Here is a 20,690-nt window from a genome sequence, read left to right as displayed (position 1 = left end):
CTCGCGTTCTCGCGAGATCAGCGCGAGCGGATCTACGTGCAGCACAGAATGATCGAGCACGGAGCGGAGCTGTGGTCGTGGCTGCAGGACGGCGCGCACCTGTACGTCTGCGGTGACGCGTCGCGGATGGCGCGCGACGTCGACGACACCCTGGTGCGGATCGCGGAGGTGCACGGCAAGCTGGACCGGGACGCCGCCCTCGCCTTCAAAAAGCGGCTCACCAGCGAGAAGCGCTACCTTCGCGACGTGTACTGATTACTGTCGGTACATGGCCAAGAAGCAGGACGACGCCAAGACTGCAGCGAAGGACGAGGCGCCCGTCGAGACGCGCAAGCTCACCAAGAAGGAATACGAGAAGGAGCTCGCACGGCTGCAGACCGAACTCGTTCGGATGCAGGAGTGGGTGGTCGTCAACAACAAGCGCATCATGGTGATCTTCGAAGGCCGGGACACCGCCGGAAAGGGTGGCACGATCCGGCGCATCCTCGAGCGGCTCAATGCGCGCTACGCGCATGTCGTCGCGCTCGGAACGCCCACCGACCAGGAGAAGTCGCAGTGGTACTTCCAGCGCTACATCTCGCAGCTCCCGTCCGGCGGTCAGATCGCGCTGTTCGACCGCAGCTGGTACAACCGCGCCGGCGTTGAGAAGGTGATGGGCTTCTGCACGCAGGAGCAGTACGAGGAGTTCATGCGGACGGTGCCGCTGCTCGAGCGCGTGCTCATCCGCGACGGCATCATCCTCGTCAAGTACTGGCTCTCACTGTCCGACGACGAGCAGGAACGCCGGTTCCTCGCCCGGATCGAGAACCCCGAGAAGCGTTGGAAGCTCAGCCCGATGGACCTGTACGCCCGAGCGAAATGGGTGGACTACGCCGAGGCCAAGGACAACATGTTCGCGTTCACCGACACCAAGGACTCACCCTGGTATGTCGTGGACGCCGATGACAAGAAATCGGCCCGGCTCAACGTGATCAGTCATCTGCTGAGTCTGATTCCGTACGTAGAAGTGGAGCACGAGAAGGTGGAGCTCCCACCGCGGCAGGAACGCGCCTACATTCGTCCGCCGATGGAATCGCAGAACTGGATTCCGGTCCGGTACGAGGTGAGCTGACTCAGCAGCCGCGCTGCAGGGCCGCCCGGATATAGCCGGCGGTTTGGTAGATGTAGTTGTTGACCCAATACGCGAAGCCCTTCACGGACGGGCTCTCGCTCATGATGAGTTCGCCGTCGTAGCACCGTTCGAGGATCCAGCGCGCGCGGGAAATGTGCGGCGTGAACGTCACGACGATGACGCTGTCCCAGTTGTTCTCCTCGGCCATTCGTTCGAGTTCGCGCGCCTCGCCGCGCGTCGTGCGCGGATCCGGGTGGGCGCAGCTGACGTCGAACGGGTAGCGCTGATGGGCGCACAGATCGGACAGCCAGAGATCCGCCTCGCCATCGGGGTTGGACAGGACGAGGTGTGGCGCCCAGCCCTCGAGCGCGAGCTCGATGCCATAGGCGTACCGCTCGTACGACGCGCCGCCGAGCACGAAGATGGCGTCGGCCTTTCGCATGGGATCGGCCTGCGGCTTGAGGTAGACCGGCCCGCCGATCGCAATAACGGCGAGCAGGGTCAGAAGTACCGTGAGCAGGACGGCCCGGCGCCACCGCCTGCGAGGAACGGTCTTCTCCCTCCGCTCAGCGCTGTCCAATGGTCGGTTCGATCGTCGTCGCGAGTTCGCGGGCGCCGCCGCAGCGGTCCATGCCCCACTCCCTCGCGGCAAGTCCGATTTGCGTCACAACAAGAACGATCCCACGTTGGGTCTTCATTGCCACTTCGCAGGGTGCGTTCGGATCGTCGTACCGGGCGATCACGGTCGGACGCGTGTCGATGTCGATGCCGACGCGCTTGCCGGCCGCTGTGTCGCGAAACTGCTCGAACGTCTGCGTCGAATTGGAGATCGCCACCGTCACGTTGTTGGTGTCGAAGCGGCAGGTCGCCGTGATCTCACCGCTCGCCGGCACCACACGTTGCCGTGCGGAGGGGTTCAGGCCTGCGAGGCGCAGCGTGTTGTCGTCGATATCGGTGCAGGGATCGAAGTCCGCGAGCGCGGCGGGCGTGACAGCAGTGGGGGCGGCGGTGGGGGCGGCGGGATTCGCCGGATCCGGGCTGGTCGGCGCCGACTGATCGGCGCAGCCGGCAGCGACCGCCAGGGTGGCGGTCAGCAGAACGATCGCGGCGATCTTCGGCACTGCAACTCCTAGCGTCGCCTCGCGCGCGTGGCGCGACCTTTGGCTTTCGAATAGGCATCGGTGAGCCACTGTTTCGACGGATGCATCCGGCGCATGACACCCGGCGCGACCGTCAGGCCCGCGATTACCACGGCTGCGCGCATGGTATGGCGTTGTCCGAAAGCGGCCTTGGCGCTTGCCCGCGCGACGGCAACGTCGCCGAGCAGCAGCGCGTAGCGGGCCCGGCGGATCTCCTGGTGGTAGCGCAGGTGGCGCAGCGTGCGCGCGAGGATCTCTTGGTGCTCGGGCTCGGTGCTCGCTTTCGCGCCTTCCTCGAACGAACGCATGAGCTGTTGCTCGAACGACTCGACCTTGTCGGGGTCGCGGGACAGCGAATCGGCCCGCACGCGGTAGCGCGCGAGCCGGTCCGGCAGCATCCGAACGTCGAAGCTGTCGCTCAGCCGGCACCAGATGATCACCGACTCGTCGGCGTCGTCGATTCCCGGGTCGTAGCCCCCGACGGCGTCCCACGCGGTCCGCCGTATCGCCGCCGTGTAGTACGGGACGCGGCCGCCGAGCACCTCGGGAAACGTGAGCCGATGAGTCGGGTCGGCAGTCGTGGTGATGCCAATCGAGCGCATGTATGGGACGGCGAGATCGATGTCGTCGGGCTCGCTGAACCGCTCCGCGTCGACGCACACCGCATCGACCGTCGGCTCGTTGGCGATGAGCTTGGCTATCCGCTCGCAGAATCCCGGCAGCAGATGGTCATCGCTGTCGAGCACGCAGACGAACTCGCCACGTGCAGCGGCTGAGGCAGCCATCACGCCGCCGCGGTAGCCGCGATTCTCCTGCCGAATCAGCCGGATCCGCGGATCCAGCGAGCTGTATTCGTCGACGATCGCGGCCATTTCGTCGGAGTTGCCGTTGTCCACGACCACGAGTTCCCAGTCATCGAAGGTCTGGGCGAGCACCGAGTCGATGGTCTGCCCGATATAGCCCTCGGTCCGGTATGCCGTGGTGAGGAAGCTGAACAGCGGTCGCTCGTTATTCACCAGCCGATACCTCGATATCCCGACCGCTCGCGCAGCTTCGCTGCGTCGGGCAGGCGCACGAGGTCCAGGATCTGAGCGTCGTCGTCGAGGTTTTCGATCGCGCTCACCACCTGCGGTTCCTTCGAGCCGACGACGTAGGTCTCGGAGTGCGCGATGACCTCGTCGATGTCGCCGCTCAACACGTCGCCGAGATGGGGGAGGCGCTGCTCGATGAAGGCCCGGTTGGCGCCGATCAGCCGCGACATCGCGACGTTCGCATCGTAGATCCGCACGTCGTAGCCCTTACCGACGAGCCGTTCGGCCAGCTCCACCATCGGGCTCTCGCGCAGGTCGTCGGTGCCGGTCTTGAAGGACAGGCCGAATATGCCGACCTTGCGGTGCCCGCGCGACACCACATCGTCGACGGCGCGCCGCAGATGCGTCTCATTCGACGCCAGCAGGGTCCCGAGGACGGGGACGTCGACGTCGTGCTGACGAGCCGTGTAGTTCAGCGCGCGGACGTCCTTGGGCAGGCACGAGCCGCCGAACGAGAACCCGGGCCGCAGGTAGGCGGGGCTGATGTTGAGCTTCGTGTCGGCGAGGAAGATGTCGAACAGTTCCGCGGAGTCGAGTTCGAGCGCATGGCATACCGCGCCGATCTCGTTCGCGAATCCGACCTTGAGCGCGTGGAAGCTGTTGTCGACGTACTTGGTCATTTCGGCGACCCGGATCGGGACCCGGAACCGCGGGCCGGGCAGGCCCTCGTAGAGGCGCGTCACGAGTTCACCACTGCGCTCGTCTGTTTCGCCGACGACCGTCTTGGGCGGATCGAGGAAGTCACGGACGCTCGATCCCTCACGCAGGAACTCGGGATTGACACAGACGCCGAAATCGACGCCGGCCCGCTTGCCCGAGACCCGCTCGAGAATCGGGATGAGCAGGTTCTCGCACGTGCCGGGAAGCATGGTGGAGCGGTAGGCGACCACGTGCCAGCCCTGCTTCTCGCGTAGCGCGGCGCCGATCTGCTCGGTAACCGTCTCGAGGTACTGCGTGGAGAGACTTCCGTTCGGCGCCGAGGGGGTGCCGACGCACACCATGGTCACGTCGCTGTCGCGGACGGCCCGAATCGGATCGGTGCTGACGGTCAGGTTGCCGTCCGCTACTACCTTCGCGGTGAGTTCCGCGATGCGCTCCTCGTGTACGGGCGCCTTGCCCTCGGCGAGGAAGGCGGTCTTTCTCGGGTCGGCATCGACGCCGATGACGGCGTGACCGCGCGCGGCGAAACACGCCGCGGAAACACAACCCACGTAGCCGAGACCGAGGATGCTAAGAGTTAGCCTGTGGTGCGTTGTCGCTGGGTCCACGGCTATTTGGTCGTTGTTGGAGTGCATTTTGTTACCGCCACTGGGAAATAGCTATAGCGGTGCCGTCGCGTCCGAGGTCCAGCCGCAAACTGCGTACGACGCCGCGCTCGGTCCAGTACGCCTCGATCACGCCGTCCGCCAACGCCACCCGGGTATCGGTGATCGATTCCGGCTCGCTGGGGTGCGTATCGAGCACGGTGACAATGGCAACCGGACCTGCCGCGGTGGTGTGCGCGCCGAGCAGCCAGGCAGGCTCCCGGCTCTCCAGGCGTTCCGACCACCACCCGAGGTGGGTTTCGGTATCCCCGCGGATTGCGTCGAACCGCAGGGGCGCGGTCGCTGCGGCGGAGAGGCCGAGGACCGGCACACCGCCGCGGGTCACGTGGAATCCGCTAGCGCACTCGAGCACATCGAGCGTCGGGTGCAGCGGCCAGGAGACCACAGCGTCGTGGTCCCCGGTTCCGGTGAGGAGGTCGACGACAACGACCGTGGATTCGTTCGGTGGCGCGATCAGCCACCGCCGATGCACGGGGCGGCCGGGGAGTCGCCGGTATCCGAAGTGCTCGGCGTCCACGATTCCGGCATCGAGATCGACGGCGCGGACATGGACGTCGGCGTGGTTGGTCCACATGAACGGTCCCGCGATGACGGACTGGTCCTGCCCATCGACGCTCATGGTGGCGTGCGCGCGTGTGCCGCGATGCACCTGCCGCCACTCGGGATGGCCGTAGTAACTCGCTGCGCCCGGGTCGCCGATCACGTCCTGGCCATCGATGGCCAGGACGAGGGACAGTGCATCGGCGTGGCCGTGCGCAGCGATCGAGAGGTAACCGAGTGGTCCGACGTCCATCGCGATGCGCCGCCCCTCGTCCCGCAGCACCACGAGACCGCCGTTGGGCGCGTGGAGATTTCGGGCCGGTATGTGTTCCTCGTGACTCGTCTCCGCATCTGCGTGCAGCCACAGGGCGGAGATGGTGCGGTGACTGACCGGAGCGGGCAGCGCGGAGCCAAGGAGTGCTGCCGCGATGCCGAGATGGTCGCGCACAGTGCGGATGGGCTCGGCGCCGAGTCGCAGCGCAAAGCCCTCATCGTCGTCGCCGTAACGCGGCGCCGGGTCATTCTCGCCCACCAGCGCCGCGAGGTAGTCGGTGCTGCGGCGGACAGCGGCGGTGAGTTCCTGTGGAGCCGTTCCGTCGCGCTGTGCGAGCAGAGCTGCGACGACACCGATCAACTCGACGGTGAACATCTGATACCCGACGGCCTGTTCGGCGCCGGCACCGTCGGGCAGGATCTGCCGGTCCGCCTCGGCGCGCAGCACGTCGACCGCCGCTCGCCCCCATCGCGCCGCGTCGGCGAGTTCGGGGAACAGCAAGCCGACCGTTGCCGCGCCTGCGAGTTCGCCGATCAGATGGTTGTTCGCCGAACTGAACCGCGAGCGCTGGGTCCAGCAGCGACGGGCGCTTTCGACCAGCATCGTCACGATCGCCCGGTAGCGCTTGGGGGTCAGTTCCGCGGAGTCCCGGAATCCCTGCAGCGCGATCGCCACCGAGATAGCGCGGATGCCGGCCTCGAACGCACCCCGCCAGGCGATGCCGTGCCCCGGCGGATTCTGCTCCAGCCACGAGTCCAACTGCTCGAACGCGGCGGCGGCGTACGTGTCGTCGCCGGTGAACAGCCACGCTTGCGCGAGCCATGGCAGGTGCTGCAACCGGTTGAGCTCCCAGATCCATTTCGGATCGCCCTGTGCGGTGCGATGGTCGATCCGGGCCGCGGGCAGGGCAGGCCATTGCACGCCCGAGATCGGATCGGAGTTCCAGTCGATCGGCACGGGCAGCTGCACCGGGCCGTAGCCGAAGAAGTCGAACCGGCCGTTCCCCACGCGATCGGCCGCCGCAATCACGGACGCGACGAGCGCCGGATGTTTGGCGGCGACGTGCTCGGCCCGTGCGCGGTCGAGGAGGACGGGCCGCCGATCGGCCGCGCGGAACGCCTCGAGTGCGGCGTCCCAGTCCGGGCAGTCCGCGCGTAGCCGCGTCTCCGAATCGGTGGTTGCCGGAGTGATGCGGGAAAGCTGGTCTCGGGCCTCGTTGCCGATCCGCCATGCGACCTCAGTCGGCGACATGGAACGTAGCCGGGTCGTGTACCAGGATAATCTGGTCAAGAGTCCCCCTTCGGCAAGGGATGGTGGCACCACGGGTGCCACAGAATCAATATTTACCATGAAATAGCTGAATGCGCTTATCTGAATGGGCTGCGGTCGGAGATGCCCTGGGATCTCTGGCATATTGGAAGGGGTGAGTGCTCGCCCATCGGTTGCAGGCGATACGTGGCGCAGGAGGACGGCGGTCACGGCATTTGTCGCGGGCTTGGCGATCGCGCTGGTCGCGCCGGCGTGTGCGAGCGACTCCGCGGCGCAGCGACGTACGGCGGCCGTGGCAGCCGATCCGGGCCCGCTGACGTTCCCGCGGACCGGTACCTACTACCTCGCGCAGCACGACGCTCCGACCGTCGACGAACTCGCCCGCTACGACGTCGTCGTAATCGACGCGGAGTGGGGACATCGGCTGCCGCGCAGCTTCTTCGACGAACTGCGTGTCCGCAATCCGCGAATGACGTTGCTGGCGTACGTCAATCCCGTCGACAAGATGCCAAGAACCGGATCGCCGGACTATTGGTCCAACGCATACTCGCTGTGGCAGTTCACCGATTCCACGCACGACACGTTCCCACGCGAATGGCTGGCCTACACCGCGGCCGGTCAGCCGGTACACGAGTGGCCAAACCACATCATGACCAACCTCACCGACGAGGCGCCGAAGGTCGATGGCCGCAATTACGCCGAGTACGTAGGCAATTGGGTGGTCGACACGATCTGGTCTACCGGTCTGTGGGATGGCATCTTTCTCGATGTCTGGGGTGACCGGATCTACGGCGCGGATAGCGACCACTGGGACATCGACGGCGACGGAATCGATGAGCCGGCGGACGAAATCTACGGGCCCGACGGCCCGCTCGCTCGCGGGCTGACCGAGGCGGAAAGCATTATGCGGCAGCGCATGCCGGACGCCGTGCTCGTCGTCAATGGCGACCGCACACCCTCGGTGCAGAAATTGGACGGCACGCCGTCGGTGCCGGACCTCGACGGGCTGGCGTACGAGAACTTCGCGGACGTGGCCGTTGATCCCGAACGCGACGTCCGGGAGGAAATCGCGAAGTATGTCGACCGCACCACGTCGGACGGATTCCGGCAGCCAGGTACCGAGCTCACCATTAATCAGCGGCGCGGGGTGGTACGAAATACACCGAACGATTACCGGAAGGCACGGTTCCTGCTGACCGCGTCGTTGTTGCAGAACGGGTACTGGGCGCCCATGGGGGAGACGTACGGCCTGTTCGCCTACTACGACGAGCTGGACGGCGGCGGCCTCGGGCGCGGCTATCTCGGCCGCCCGCTCGAGGGCAGCCCGACCGTGGAGATGCTCACCGAGTCCCGCGGCGACGGCACGGGATCGCCTGCCCAGGACGTGTTCCGCCGGGATTTCGAGCACGGCATCGCGCTCGTCAACACCTCCGGCGAGCCTCGCCGGATCGTGTTGGAGCGTCCCTATCGTCATCTCACGGGCACCCAGGATCCGAACACCAACAACGGGGCGACGGTGTCCGAGGTGACAATTCCGGCCGGCGATGGCGTCATCCTGCTGCGGGTCGAGGAGTGATCCGGCTGAAGACCGCGGCGTAGAACTCGAGCAGGTTCTGCCGGGAAACGTCCCACGACAGATCCCGCTCCACCCGGCTTCGGCCGATGCGGCCCATTTCGGCACGCCGCTCGGGGTCATCGAGCAACCGCTCGATTGCCTCGGCGAAGGCGTATTCGTCGTTTGCTGGAACGTATTCGGCGGCGTCGCCGGCAGACACGCGTGCCTCGACAAGTTCGAACGAGACCAGTGGCCGGCTCATCGCCATGTACTCGACCACCTTGTTCATCGTCGACAGGTTGTTGAGCGGATTGAGCGGATCGGGGGAGAGGCACACATCCGTGGTGGAAAGGCAGCGCTGCACGAATTCGTCGGGCACGCGACCGGTGAACTCGACCATCTCGGTCAGTTTGAGTTCCTCGCGCAGGGCGATGAGGTCGTCGATCGCGTCTCCGGTGCCCATGAAGATTGCGTGTACGTCATCGCGGCCGAGATCGTGCCGCAGGTGCGCGAGTGCGCGCAGCGCACAATCGACGCCGTCCTGTGGCCCCATCACGCCGAGATAGGCGATGAGATAGGGCTTGCCGCTCTTGAGCTCCGGATCCGGTTCCCGCGGCATGAATTTGGTCAGATCCGGTGCACTCCGCACCACGCGTACCCGTTCCGGCTTCATGCCGCCGCGTCCGATGGCGATCCGGCGGTAGCTCTCATTGGTCGAGATCACGGCGTCCGCGAAGAAGTAGGTGATCCGCTCGGCCACGCGCGTCGCCCAGTACAGCCATTCGCCGGCCCGCTCGAAACGCGACCGGAACAGTTCCGGGACGAGATCATGTTGGTCGAAGACGAATCGGGTGCCGCCGAGAACGCGCAGGATCAGTGCGACGACGACCAACACATCGGGCGGGTTGCAGGCGTGGACGACGTCGATGCGCTCGGTTCTGCGGATCTTCAGCGCGAGCCGGGTGGTGTGCCACAGCGCCAGCGAGTACTCCTTCAGGTAGCCGGCCGGGCCACCCTTCGCCGCGGCGAGCGGGTAGCGGTGAATCTGCACGCCGTCGATCGTTGCCTCGGCCTCGCGGTCCTGCTTGGTCCCCATCGGGCAGATCACGCTGACCTTGTAGCCCGCGTCCACAAGCGCCCGGCTCTCCTGCCAGACGCGGCGATCGAAAGGCACCGAAAGGTTTTCGACGAGTATCAGAATGTGACCGCTCACGATTGTTCCCCCAGTTTTGTCAGTAGCCGCTCGTAGGCCCTGGCCGTATGTGCGATATCGAACTCGCGCTCCACACGCGCACGGCCGTTCTTGCCGAGCTGTCGGCGATGGCTCTCGTCGCCGCCGATGTGAATCAACCGATGTGCCAATGCGTTCGAATCGCCCACCGGAACGAGATACCCCTGCTCGCCCGAATCGACCATGTCGCGCAATGAACCACAGTCCGTCGCCACGACGGGAAGTGCTGCGGCCATTGCCTCGATCACCACAATCGGCACACCTTCGTGGACCGAGGACAAACATGCGACGTCGAAACCGGGCAACAGCGCGGCGACGTCATCGCGGATGCCGGTGAAAATCGTGTGCTCGGCGACCCCGAGTTCGGCGGCCAGAGCTTCCAAATCGTCGCGGCGGCCACCGTCACCGATCACGACGAGACGGGCGCTCGGGAGTTCGGCCAGTACCCGGACGAATGCGCTGAGCAGGACCTCGTGTGCCTTCTGCGGGCTGAGTCGGGCGACGATGCCGATGACGAAATCTTCTGCGGCCAGGCCGAGTTCGGCGCGGGCTGCGTCTCGTTCGGCCGGGCCGGGGACCGGTGGTAATGCAATGCCGTTCGGGATCACGACTTCGTCGATGCCGCGGGAGAGACCACGGCCGACGCCCTCCTCGCGGCGCAGGTACTCGCCCTGCCTCGGTGTCAGCAGCACCAACGTGTCGGAGAGTCGCAGTGTCGCGACTGCCCACTTCGGCAGCACCCGGCCGCCGACCGCAGTGAGGTCCATATCGTGCGCGGCGACGATGTTGGCGTGCACGCCGGCCAGTCGCGCCGCGACACGCCCGAGCAGCAGTGCGGCACGGTGGTGATGCGGTACGAGGACGACATCGGTGTGGTTGCGCCGGTACTCGGCGACGAGTTTCGGCAGCGTCGACAGGTCGAAGCGTCCCGCGCGGTCGAGGACGACCACCTCGAAACCGGCAGCCTCGAATTCGGCGGCGAGTGGCCCCGACTCGCGCAGGCAGAGGATGCGCGGTCGGACGCGCGACGGTTCGAATTCGCGAAACAGGCGCAGCAGCAACACTTCCACGCCGCCGACGAAGGTCAGATCCAGTACGACGTCGAGGCGCACCGGGTCAATGGGGTCCTGCTCGGCCGGACCGGCAAGGTCAAGCAGAGCCTGTTCGGTTTCGGTGATCGCGCGCGTCAGGGTGAATCCGGCCTCGACTCGCTCGCGCGCTGCGCTACCCATACGTTGTGCGGCAACAGGATCGGCAAGGATGGCCGTGATCGCAGCGGCAAGCGCCTGCGGATCGCGCGGTGGCACAAGGTGCCCGGTGACGCCGTCGGCAAGCAGTTCCGGCACACCGCCAACCGCGGTGCACACCGCGGGGCGCCCTGCGGCCATCGCCTCGAGCAGTGCCATCGGGAAACACTCGACGCTGTAGGACGCGAGGACGAAAACGTCCAGGGCACGCAGCACCTCGGGGACGTCGCTGCGTGAACCGGTGAAGACGATATTGGACTCGAGGCCGAGAGCCACGGTCTCGCGTTCGAGTTCGGAGCGCATCGGGCCATCGCCGACGAACAGAAACTTCACCTCGGGCCGCGCGTCGACCACGATCCGTGCGGCTTGGAGGAGGCCGAGGTGGTCCTTCTCAGGACGCAGTGCGGCAAGGATGCCGACCACCGGTTCGGTGCCGATACCGAGAGCCCGCACCGCGTTCCGGTCGTCGGAGGGCGCGAACCCCGTCGGGTCAATCCCGTTGTGAATGATGTGCACCTTGTCCGGGGAGTAGCCGAGATCGTCGATCAGGTAATCGATCTGGGCCTGCGCGACGCCGAAGTACGCCGACGTCACGCGGTCGAGCACGCGATCGGTGAGACGGCGAATACGCCCGCGGGGCTCGGCATCGCCGCAGTTATGCACCCATACGACGGTGTGGGGCACCCCGGCGATCCGGGCAGCGATCCGCCCCAACCCCTCGGCGTTGTAGCCGCGCACGATGACCACGTCGGGGCGGATGCGGCGCAGCTGCCCGACGAGTTCGCGCAGGGTGGCGATCGCCTGTCGCTTGGTCCGGCCGAGTGCCAGCGCGGGAACCCCGGCCTCGGTGAGCGCGCCGAACAGTTCGCCCTCGCGGCCGATGCACAGCACCGACGGCTCGAAACGGTCCGGGTCGAGCCCCGGCATGAGCGTGGTGACGTGTCGCTCGGCACCCCCAACACGCAGATCGGGCACAAGGTAGAGCACCCGCAGCCGGCGAACACGCGATGGGGTGTCCGGCTCCGGGCGAAGCTCGTCGGCCCGAACGGCGCCGCGGTTCACCGTGCCGCCTCGCGGTAGAGATCGCTGATCCGGTTGGCAATCGCGTCGGCGTCGAAATCACTGAGGATCCGATGCCAGGCCTTGTCGCCCAGTGCTTTTCGCTCCGCGCCATCGTCGATCACCTTGCGCAGTGCCGCGGTGAGCGCGGCCCGGTTGCCGACTGGAACGAGCACTCCGCAGTCCTCGTCGATCAGCTCTGGAATCCCGCCGGCCGCACTGGCGACGACACACAGCCCGCGTGCCATGGCCTCGAGGATGGCCATCGGTTGTCCCTCGTTGCGGGACGGAAGCACGAGAATCTGTGCCGCCCCGAGCAGGTCGGGTAGGCGTTGCGGGTCGACCCAGCCGCGTATCTGAACCGAAGATTCGATGCCAAGTTCGGCGACCTGTTGCCCGGCCCGCTCGACCTCACCGTCGCCGGCGAGCACGAGTCGCGCGGGTGTAGCGCCCGCCTCGGTCATGAGATCGGCCCAGGCATCGAGCAAAACGAATGCGCCCTTGCGCTCACCGATATTGCCGAGGAACAGGGCTGTCACCGGGTCGCCTGCGGCGGGCTGCGCGACGCGCACGCCCGGTCGTACGGCGTTGGGAATCACCATGACGTGCGCGCCTGGAGCGATCAGCGAAATACGTTGTGCCCAGGTCTCACCCAACGCGACCACGCGGTCGGCGGATTCGAGGGCGAAGCGGATGTAGCGCCGGATCGGTCGTGGCGAGCCGTCGTAGAAAACGTGGAATTCCGAGCCGTGCATATGCACGATGACCGGTATCCGCAGTGCGCGGCTGATCAGCACCATGACGCTCTTGCGGTAGAAGCTGCCGTAGGAAGACATGTGCAGGTGTACGACCGTGGGCCGGTGCCAGAGCACTTCGCGGACGAAGCTGATGAGCGCGGTCAGGTAGGTCCCGATTTTTGCCGCGCGCGATCCGTCGCGGTGGGTGGCGATATGCCGGACGTTCCAGTCGTCCCACAGCCTGGTGTCCCGGATCGCCCGCACCATGCTCGCGACGCCGCCCCGAGTGTGCATGCTCGTCGAAACCCATAGGGCTGCAACATATTCAGTCGCCTTGTCGCTCATGCGTCGACTCGATCCACGGAGTCGCGTAGCCGGATTGCGCGGTCCGCGAAGCCAACCGCGACACCGGCGAGCAGCAGGACAAGGGCATTGGGGAAGTCGAAGAACCGCAGGTCGACGGTGAACCCGGTGACGATCAGAACGCCGAGCAGGAAAAGCGCGATCAGGGCCAGGTTGCGGCCACCGAGTCCCTGCGTGGGCAGGATGCGGATCGCTTTCACCAGCTTGGCGATCACCAGCGCGAGCACGCCGAGCCAGAGGACGAGGCCGACGATGCCGAGCTCGACGAGGATGCCGAGTTCGTTCATATGCGAGCTGATGCCGAAGCCGCGCAGCCAGGGAATGTCGGGCGCCCACTGCTTGTGGTGGTAGGTGTTCAGCGCAGTGAACCGTCCGATTCCCCAACCGAACCAGGGCTTTTCACCGAACGCCCAGAACGATGTCTCGATCGTGTTGAGCCGGTCGTGCACCTCATTGACCGACCGGACACCGCCTTCGGCGCGATCGCTGCCGGTGAACGTCGACCAGTGCATCGCGACCGCGCCGACTCCGGCCGCGAGCGTGGTGCCGAACGCGATACGCATGCCACGGGCGAAGATCAGCCCCGCGAGGACCACGGCACCGAAGGCTAGCCAAATTGCCCGGGTGTGGGTGAGGAAGACGCCATAGCTGCACACTGCGGCGACTACGGCCGTCACGATCCGAACCGAACGTCGCTCCCCGGGTTGAGACGCGATCAGAATCGCGGCGAGAAAGCCTGCGATCAAGGTGAGTCCATTCACTGCCGGCTGATTGAAGATGCCGTTGGCGCGGCCGGCCCAGCCCGGGGAGTCGATGATGTAGGGCGGCCACACCAGCGCCCGCGGACCGTGGAACTGGAAAATGCTGACCAGTCCGGAATAGCTGCCGAAGGCGACCACCGCCCACAGCAGGGTGCGCACCTGATTCTCCGTCGGATAGATCGAGCGGCCGACGAAGTAGAGCGTGAAGGGAATCGCCGTGCCGGTGAGGATGAACCGATGGACCGAGAGCACCTCGTCGTTGAGCGGATAGACCGCGCCGAGATCGTGGTTCGCGAACATCGAGTAGACGTTCCAGAACAGGTAGAGGAACATCGCCGCCTCGGTCCAGCCGAGGGATGGCACCGCGTCGCGCCGGGACGAGACCAACAGTCCGTAGGACACGATCACGCCGCCGAAGGCGAGCACGAAGGGGTCCGCTGGCGGGATCTCCGGCAATACGAGCCGCAGGAACATCGCCGCCAGCAGGTACAGCACAGCCAGGTTCGGGCTGCGTAGGCCGGTGATGACCAGCAGCAGTCCGAAGCAGGCCGCCACCGCGAGCGTGATCGTTGTCTCCCGGGTGCCACCCGACATCGACATCGTCGCGGCCAGGAGCAGCGCCAACGAGCCGGCGAAGATCAGCGCGGCCAGCGGTGTGCGCCAGTTGACGCGGCTACTCGCCTTAGGCGTTCCCGTGTGCACGTCGGGCGCCATGCGATGCACCGCTCAGGCCGTGTGGACGACGTCAGCCGCGGTGACCACCGGGCCGGGACGGGAGGCGGTTTGCAACGTTTCCGGTGCGTCCACCAACACGGTTCCGAGCACGTGGCCGTCGACGTGGTCGATCAGGCGCTGCGCCGCAGCGACCTCGGTCGTGGTCGACTTCGACCGCTCGAGGATCAGAATGGTGAAATCCGCGGCCCCACAGAAGGCCTGTGCCTCGGCGGACTCGAGCAGTGGCGAGGTCACGACAACGGCGAACGCCGAGTTGTGTCGCAGGTCTGCGGTCGCCGCGTTGATCCGCTCGCTGCCGATCTGCTGCCGGTTGTCGGGCTTGCTACCCCGGCCGATCTCGCGCAGGTAGGGCATATTGGGCCGGCTGGTCACATCGGAGATGTGGAAGGTGACCACTCGGGACAGGTATTCCGCCAGCCCAGGCGTCGGCCCGGACTCGCGCATATCCGCGTCGACGAGAATGGTGCTGACGCCTTGCCCGGCGCGGATCTCCGCCAGTGAGCGGGCGATGGACTGAACCGCTTCGCTGTGGCTCGTGGACGCGATCGCGACTACCGCTGGCCGCGGGATATTGGGGTTGGCCAGTGTGTTTGCCAGCTGTCCCAGGCTGCGGTCGCGCGCGGCGGCGCCTTTCTTGCCGCGGCCGCCGGGAACCTCGGTCAGCACCGGAAGGCCAGTGCGGTTGGTGACGTCGAACTCCGAGGTGAACCGCCGCGACAGCGCGCCCATCGCCAGCGCGACGAAGCAGCCGATCACCAGGCCGCCGATCAGGGGCAGCGCGATCGCCATCACCGGGTCCGGTTTCGACTCCGAGATAGCCGAGTCCATCGGAATGGCGAGCAGTTCGTTGGTGGAGTTCGCATTGAGCTCGCTGATCCGGTCCTGCAGGTTGACCAGTGCCTGCTCGGGGACGATGCCGTTGGCCGCGCGAATGTCGTCGAGCGGCTTCTGCACGGTGGCCACGGTCGCGTCGCGGCCGAGTTGCAGCGCGTCGTTGACCGAGTCACGCAGCGCGATGGACATCTTCGCGGCCGCATCGCTCAGCTGATCGGTGTTGTCGGCGGACGCCGTGATACCGACGATCGGACTCGCCAGCGTCGGGAGAGCGGTGAAGGTGATGGATTCGGGAACGCCGGCTCGCCTGCGCAACTCCGGCTGATACGCCGGGTCGTTGAAGACCTCGGCGTAACCCTGGCCGAGGATCGCGTCCTGTTCCGGTGCGCGCTGGTCGGAAAGCACGGTCAGCGCGGCTTTGCTCGAGTAGGTCGTATCGGCGTTGTAGGCCGAATAGAGGCCGATCACCAGTCCCAGAATGGCAAATGCGACGACGATCCATACGCGCCGCCGGATTCGGTCGATGTGGACCTGAAAGTTGGTCGTCAACTCAGTCTCCCGGTTCGAATGCATCGGCGCCGGGTTGCGCCGGTTCGTGCATGGAATTGTTCTGAGCCAATGACCAGCTATCCGGAGGGACCAGGGTCCTGACCCATGTTTCGCTTTTCGCCACCTAGGGGAATGCGTTACGGAGGGGCTCCCATTGCAATCATATTGCACGCACGGCAATCTTTCTGCTAACAATTTCCACACCGGTAGCGATCCAACCTTCGAACCTGGCGGCGAAGTGCTTCCTCGACGGAGAACTACATGGCTGACGACGACGCGGTGACCAACACCGTGCGCACGGCTGGTGTCGACGGCGCCGACCTGCGGATTCTCGTCGAGAACAGCGAGTACTGGCTGCGCAACAACGGCGACCTCGCGATGCTCGAGGTCACCATCGCTCGCCTACGCGAGCGCTGGCCCGCCGCGAGAATCGCGATCTTGACCGACAGCCCTTCGCTGCTGCGGGCGTACTTCCCCGCGGCCGAAGGCATCACGGTGGTCGATTCCGACCCCTGGGCACGACCGGCGGCGATCGAGGGGTTCGTCGCCGGTCGTGGACCAGCCGTCGTAGGTCCATTCGCACTGGGTTGGCTGCGGCTGCGGGCGTTCCTCCCGCAGAAGGTGCGCGGTGCACGCAACCGGCTGCACCGCGCGGCGGATCGCGTCGTCGGGCGAACACCGACCACGTACAACACGGTGCCCAAGCGCCCCCACCACGGCTCCCGGCGGGCCGCTGCCGAGGCCTCGCTGCTGCTCGCGCTCGGTGGCGGTTATCTGACCGACGCGGACGCTACTCAGACCAGGCGCGTCCTGGACCTCATCGATCACGCTGCCGATCATCACGTGCCGGTCGCGCTGGTTGGCCAGGGTCTGGGCCCGTTGGAAAGCCCGGAACTGCGAGCGCGCGCCAAGGAAGTACTGCCGCGAGTCGGTTTTATTGCCATGCGGGAGGCTCGGCGCGGGCCTGACCTGCTGCGCGAACTCGGCGTCGATGACGCCAATGCCATGGTGACCGGCGACGACGCGATCGAGTTGGCCTACCGTGTGCGGCGGAACGAGATCGGCGACAATATCGGCTTCTGCCTCCGGGTGGCCGGTTATGCACCAGTCTCGGATCATGCGCAGCGGGTTGTCGGCGAGACGGTTCGATCGATGGCACACGAGTTCGGCACCAGGATCGCACCGGTGGTCATCGCGGAGTACAGATCGCAAGACCGCAGGTCGACACTCCCTGTGCTGCGCGATGCGGATAACGTCGTCCCGCCGCCAGGGCGCTTCGCCCGCCCGAGCGCGATCGCCCGGCAGGCAGGAACCTGCCGAATCGTCGTCACGGGTGCCTACCACCTCGCGGTATTTGCTCTGTCCCAAGGGATTCCGGTAGTCGCGTTGTCTTCTACGAAGTACTACGACGACAAGTTCTATGGCCTGTCCGAGATGTTCGGTTGCGGCCTCTGGATGGTGAGTCTCGACGATGACCGGCTCGCCGAATCGCTCGACACGGCGATCCGCACCGCGTGGTACGAGGCGGAACCCCTGCGAGAACCGCTGCGGAAGCGGGCTGCGGAGCAGATCCAGCTGAGCCGGGCCGGGTTTGATCGGATCTTCAGCGTCGTCGAGGGGCGCGCGCCGTCGCGCGAGGTATGACGTGAACACCCCACCCAATGCTTCGACGAAGGCCGGCGTTACCGCCGCGGACGGCGTCGACGCTGCCCACGCGGCGGAATTCGATCCAACCGCCGCAATTGGCGTCGATCCGCATGCGGGCCTGACATCCAAGATCGGGCGGGTCGCATCGGCGTCCGCGGTGGCGCTGATCTTCGGTGAACTGATCACGTTCGTTCAGACTGTGGCGCTCGCTCGACTGCTCTCGCCGGCGGAGGTTGGCCTCTTCGTCGCCGGCACCGTGCTGGTGACATTTCTCGGCAACTTCGTCGAAGGCGGGCTGCGCTCGGGGCTGATTCATCGGGAGGACCGTCTCGACGACGCCGCCGAGACGGTGTTCTACGTGACGGCCGTGGGTGGTCTGCTGATGGCGCTCCTCACGCTTGCCTGCGCACCGCTGATTGGACTCATCTTCCACGACAGGGAGATAGGCCTCATCACCGCGGCGTCGGCGGGCGTGCTGTTTCTCTACTCGTTCACCAACGTGCCCGAGGCCTTGCTCCAACGGGAGTTCAACGTCCGCCGCCGGCTCATCGTCGGTCCCGCAGTATCGGTGAGCTTCGCGGTAACCGCGGTCACGCTGGCCGCCAACGGATTCGGTGTGTGGAGTCAAGTCGCAGGCCTGTATGCGTCGTACGTGGTGTGGGTCATCGCGGTGTGGTGCATCAGCGATTGGCGCCCGGGCCGTGGCCGGTTCCGGTTCGACCTGTGGCGCGAACTCGCCCGTTACGGCTTCCCGCTTGTGCTCGGCGCCCTAGGTGCACGGCTCCAGAATCTGGGCGAGGCAGTGGTCCTCGGTCGCGGTTTGAGTTCCGCGGCGCTAGGTCACTTCCGCTACGCCCAACGCATCGCGCAGATTCCGGTGCGGGCCATCATCGAGATCGGTGCCATTGCGCTGTTCCCGGCGTTCTCCCGTATCTCCAGCGACCGAGATCGGATGCGCGTGGCCTATCTGAGTGCCACACGGGTGGGGGTGATCGGGGCCGCCGCCGTTTCCGGCCTGATGCTGTCGCTCGGTGTGCCGTCGGTGGTCGTCATGTTCGGCGAGCCGTGGCGGGAGGCCGGTTTACTGGTCGCCGCGATGGCCGGCCTCGGTGTCGGCAAGGCCATCACCTCCGTCAGCGAAGAGTCCATCAAGGGTGGGGGTCGCACCAGCCTGCTCAACTGGTACACCGCGGTCGAGGTCACGCTCGGGATTGGCCTGCTGATAGTCCTGACTTCGCTGTTCGGCCTACTTGGTGCTGGTCTGTCGATCTCGGTTACGGCCTTGTTGGTCGCTTTGACCTGTGTCGTGCTGGCCAAGCCAGTGGTCGGATTCTCGGCACGCGAGTTCATGGTCGCGATCAGTCCACCCCTGCCGGCCGCCACCGTCGCGACCGTCATCACGGCGTGTCTGGAACATTTCGTCCTGCACGCCGACGCGCACTCCACTCTTGTGGGGGTCTGTTTCCTCGTGCTGGACACGATCGTCTTCTTGCTGGTTTACGGCGTGGTCCTCGCCGCCATCCTCCCCTCGCCGGCTCGCGCCGCCGTCAAGGCCGCGCAGGGTCTACTCGTCAGCAGGGGGCGATCGGCATGAACATGAGAACAGAACTCCCGAAGCCGGCGGTGGATTTCGAGAGGCTCCGCCTCGGGCCATGTCGAGTGCTGGGACACACGATGGTGCTGCGTCCACCGGCCTTCGCCGACTTCGACACATGGCGCCGCCTCCGGCTGCGCGATCGGGAGTACACCGAGCCGTACTGGATCACCTCGCCGCTGAGTTGGTCGGCCCGGCATACGCGGAAGCGCTGGGTGCGTGAGTGCTTGATGAGGCGCAACCGTGCCCGCGCGCGAACCGACCTTGCGATGGTGATCGAAGTCGACGGTCAATTCGCTGGACAGATCAGTCTCAGCGCGCTCGATTTCACCGCCAAGACAGCGGAACTCGGCATCTGGGTCGATATCGCGCTCGCCAGGTCTGGTGCTGCCACCCTGGCGGGAGCGATGCTTGTCGACTACGGCTTCGACGTGCTCGGACTGGAGCGAGTTGTCGCGCCCATCTGTACCGAGAACGTGCCGGCACTGGCCGCGGCGGAGCGTGGTGGCTTTGTGCACGAGGCGGTCATGGCCGAATACTTCGACGCCGGAGGAAAATTCAAGGAGCACGCGCTCTATGGCCTCCTGGCTTGCGAGGCGCCGCCGGAGGGACTCGTCGGTTACTGGAGCGCGTATCTCGAGGAGTCGCACGTTGCGCACCACTCGAATTCCGTGGCCGGGGGTTCGATGTCGCAGCGAGTCCATCTAGCGGTTGATGCGCTGCGCGCCATCGTCCCGATGGCGACATACTGGGCGAGCGAGGCGCGAGAGCGCTATCGTCGGCTCCGTTCATGCGCCACCAAAGCCGTTGTACTGCACGCCCGTTCCGGGTCAGTGATACTGCGCAAACTCGAGGTACCTGGTCCGTGCGGGCATGAGGGCTTCGCGCTCGAAGCCGATGGTGCGGTGGTGGGAGAGTGCGGTCTTCAACAAATCAACGAATTCCAATGCAGTGCAGAGCTGTTCATCGACCACATTGCACCGGATGCCGATCCGGACTGTGTCGAGGCCGCGGCGCGCCGCCTCGTCGAATACGGCTTCGGTGTACGTGGCATGAACCGGGTCTGGATGGCGATCGCCGCGGACGACGCGCTGCGCACGAAGGTTGCCGAGCGCATAGGTATGTCGTGCGAGGGCACCATGCGCGGCTATTTGCCGGGTCCGCCGCGGGCCGATCGCGATCTCTGGGCGATCACCGCCGCCGCCGCCGAACGCTGAGGCGCGCGACGTGCATGCGCCCCCGGCGTGCGGCCCGAATTCAGCTGCAGCAGTTCGGATCGAGCACCGCGCACAGCGCCCCGAGCGCATCCCTGCGTCCGCTGTGGAAGACGCTCATCCCGCGCCGTTCCGAGGTGACCAGCCCCGCCGTGCGCAACTGGCCGAGATGATGGCTGACCGTCGACTCGGACAGCCCGACGATCGCGGCGAGCTCGCCGGTGGTCTGCTCGCCGGCTGCGTCGGCGAGCAGGAGCGACATCAGCTTCACCCGTGCCGGGTCGGCGAGCGCCTTGAGTCGTAAGGCCACCTCCAGCGCCGCCGCATCATCGATCGGGCCCGCCGCCACGGGCGCGCAGCAGACCGGAGCGGACATATCGATCACGGGCAGCGTCTTCGGCATGCACTAATTCTG

17 protein-coding genes are annotated in these 20,690 nt (G+C 66.1%); 6 read left to right on the top strand and 11 right to left on the bottom strand.

The features are described from left to right. Together A8G08_RS19880 and ppk2 are read left to right on the top strand one after the other, a co-directional pair. A partial coding sequence (locus A8G08_RS19880) for a hypothetical protein (protein WP_157108679.1) occupies positions 1 to 255 on the top strand: 255 nt, incomplete at its 5' end. Between the two features lie 13 nt (positions 256 to 268). Then, positions 269 to 1,111, top strand: a complete 843-nt coding sequence (gene ppk2, locus A8G08_RS19875; protein ID WP_068278056.1) for a polyphosphate kinase 2 — start codon at positions 269 to 271, stop codon at positions 1,109 to 1,111. Position 1,112: 1 nt separating this feature from the next. Here ppk2 and A8G08_RS19870 read toward each other — a convergent pair whose 3' ends face one another. From A8G08_RS19870 to A8G08_RS19850, 5 genes are read right to left on the bottom strand one after another with little or no spacing between them, the layout of a single operon-like run. Beyond that, positions 1,113 to 1,691: a YdcF family protein gene (locus tag A8G08_RS19870; protein ID WP_245672913.1), complete on the bottom strand. Its 579-nt coding sequence runs from the start codon at positions 1,689 to 1,691 to the stop codon at positions 1,113 to 1,115. Then, positions 1,678 to 2,232: a DUF3558 family protein gene (locus tag A8G08_RS19865; RefSeq protein ID WP_068278054.1), complete on the bottom strand. Its 555-nt coding sequence runs from the start codon at positions 2,230 to 2,232 to the stop codon at positions 1,678 to 1,680. The genes A8G08_RS19870 and A8G08_RS19865 overlap by 14 nt, the downstream gene beginning before the upstream one ends. An 8-nt stretch (positions 2,233 to 2,240) precedes the next feature. Continuing rightward, positions 2,241 to 3,266: a glycosyltransferase family 2 protein gene (locus A8G08_RS19860; RefSeq protein WP_068278052.1), complete on the bottom strand. Its 1,026-nt coding sequence runs from the start codon at positions 3,264 to 3,266 to the stop codon at positions 2,241 to 2,243. After that, the gene (locus A8G08_RS19855) at positions 3,263 to 4,636 is read right to left on the bottom strand and encodes a nucleotide sugar dehydrogenase (protein WP_068278050.1); all 1,374 of its coding nucleotides are present in this window, start codon (positions 4,634 to 4,636) and stop codon (positions 3,263 to 3,265) included. Before A8G08_RS19855 ends, A8G08_RS19860 begins: the two co-directional genes overlap by 4 nt. Positions 4,637 to 4,640: 4 nt before the next feature. Continuing rightward, positions 4,641 to 6,731, bottom strand: coding sequence for an alginate lyase family protein (locus A8G08_RS19850; RefSeq protein ID WP_084436570.1), 2,091 nt, complete (start codon positions 6,729 to 6,731; stop codon positions 4,641 to 4,643). A 172-nt stretch (positions 6,732 to 6,903) separates the two neighbouring features. On the opposite strand from A8G08_RS19850, the gene A8G08_RS19845 reads away from it, so the two are divergent. Next, positions 6,904 to 8,325, top strand: a complete 1,422-nt coding sequence (locus A8G08_RS19845) for a putative glycoside hydrolase (protein WP_245672911.1) — start codon at positions 6,904 to 6,906, stop codon at positions 8,323 to 8,325. Here A8G08_RS19845 and A8G08_RS19840 read toward each other — a convergent pair. The 5 genes from A8G08_RS19840 to A8G08_RS19820 are packed head-to-tail and all read right to left on the bottom strand — an operon-like array spanning position 8,300 to position 15,820. Beyond that, a complete protein-coding gene (locus A8G08_RS19840) occupies positions 8,300 to 9,517 on the bottom strand; it encodes a glycosyltransferase family 4 protein (protein WP_068278044.1) in 1,218 nt (405 codons plus the stop codon). The genes A8G08_RS19845 and A8G08_RS19840 overlap by 26 nt on opposite strands. After that, positions 9,514 to 11,844 carry a glycosyltransferase gene (locus tag A8G08_RS27815; protein ID WP_157108677.1) on the bottom strand — a complete coding sequence of 777 codons (2,331 nt, stop codon included), beginning with the start codon at positions 11,842 to 11,844 and terminating at the stop codon, positions 9,514 to 9,516. Before A8G08_RS27815 ends, A8G08_RS19840 begins: the two co-directional genes overlap by 4 nt. After that, positions 11,841 to 12,872, bottom strand: a complete 1,032-nt coding sequence (locus A8G08_RS19830) for a glycosyltransferase family 4 protein (RefSeq protein ID WP_068278074.1) — start codon at positions 12,870 to 12,872, stop codon at positions 11,841 to 11,843. The genes A8G08_RS27815 and A8G08_RS19830 overlap by 4 nt, the downstream gene beginning before the upstream one ends. A 47-nt stretch (positions 12,873 to 12,919) precedes the next feature. After that, on the bottom strand, positions 12,920 to 14,416 hold the full coding sequence (locus A8G08_RS19825) for an O-antigen ligase family protein (protein ID WP_068278043.1): 1,497 nt from the start codon (positions 14,414 to 14,416) through the stop codon (positions 12,920 to 12,922). A gap of 12 nt (positions 14,417 to 14,428) precedes the next feature. Then, complete coding sequence (locus A8G08_RS19820) at positions 14,429 to 15,820, bottom strand: hypothetical protein (protein ID WP_068278042.1); 1,392 nt, start codon at positions 15,818 to 15,820, stop codon at positions 14,429 to 14,431. Between the two features lie 261 nt (positions 15,821 to 16,081). Here A8G08_RS19820 and A8G08_RS19815 point away from each other — a divergent pair, with 261 nt between their 5' ends. The 3 genes from A8G08_RS19815 (at position 16,082) to A8G08_RS19805 (ending at position 20,278) form a co-directional block, all read left to right on the top strand. Next, positions 16,082 to 17,464, top strand: coding sequence for a polysaccharide pyruvyl transferase family protein (locus A8G08_RS19815; protein ID WP_068278041.1), 1,383 nt, complete (start codon positions 16,082 to 16,084; stop codon positions 17,462 to 17,464). Position 17,465: 1 nt separating this feature from the next. Then, positions 17,466 to 19,061, top strand: a complete 1,596-nt coding sequence (locus A8G08_RS19810) for an oligosaccharide flippase family protein (RefSeq protein WP_169823340.1) — start codon at positions 17,466 to 17,468, stop codon at positions 19,059 to 19,061. Between the two features lie 80 nt (positions 19,062 to 19,141). Then, positions 19,142 to 20,278 carry a GNAT family N-acetyltransferase gene (locus tag A8G08_RS19805; protein ID WP_169823339.1) on the top strand — a complete coding sequence of 379 codons (1,137 nt, stop codon included), beginning with the start codon at positions 19,142 to 19,144 and terminating at the stop codon, positions 20,276 to 20,278. Between the two features lie 40 nt (positions 20,279 to 20,318). On the opposite strand, the gene A8G08_RS19800 is transcribed toward A8G08_RS19805, so the two are convergent. Then, on the bottom strand, positions 20,319 to 20,678 hold the full coding sequence (locus A8G08_RS19800; protein WP_068278037.1) for an Rv2640c family ArsR-like transcriptional regulator: 360 nt from the start codon (positions 20,676 to 20,678) through the stop codon (positions 20,319 to 20,321). Between the last annotated feature and the right edge of the window lie 12 nt (positions 20,679 to 20,690).

It is taken from the genome of Aldersonia kunmingensis, from assembly GCF_001646865.1.
GTDB classification, from domain to species: domain Bacteria; phylum Actinomycetota; class Actinomycetes; order Mycobacteriales; family Mycobacteriaceae; genus Aldersonia; species Aldersonia kunmingensis.
Note: the sequence above shows the minus strand (reverse complement) of the source record. Positions and strands in the feature narration are given on the sequence as shown.

Bases quoted from the DNA above. Each gene is read 5' to 3' on its own strand.
- ppk2 (WP_068278056.1), top strand. From the start codon at position 269: ATGGCCAAGAAGCAGGACGACGCCAAGACTGCAGCGAAGGACGAGGCG.
- A8G08_RS19855 (WP_068278050.1), bottom strand. From the start codon at position 4,636: ATGCACTCCAACAACGACCAAATAGCCGTGGACCCAGCGACAACGCAC.
- A8G08_RS19850 (WP_084436570.1), bottom strand. From the start codon at position 6,731: ATGTCGCCGACTGAGGTCGCATGGCGGATCGGCAACGAGGCCCGAGAC.
- A8G08_RS19830 (WP_068278074.1), bottom strand. From the start codon at position 12,872: ATGCACACTCGGGGCGGCGTCGCGAGCATGGTGCGGGCGATCCGGGAC.
- A8G08_RS19825 (WP_068278043.1), bottom strand. From the start codon at position 14,416: ATGGCGCCCGACGTGCACACGGGAACGCCTAAGGCGAGTAGCCGCGTC.
- A8G08_RS19815 (WP_068278041.1), top strand. From the start codon at position 16,082: ATGGCTGACGACGACGCGGTGACCAACACCGTGCGCACGGCTGGTGTC.
- A8G08_RS19805 (WP_169823339.1), top strand. From the start codon at position 19,142: ATGGTGCTGCGTCCACCGGCCTTCGCCGACTTCGACACATGGCGCCGC.
- A8G08_RS19800 (WP_068278037.1), bottom strand. From the start codon at position 20,678: ATGCCGAAGACGCTGCCCGTGATCGATATGTCCGCTCCGGTCTGCTGC.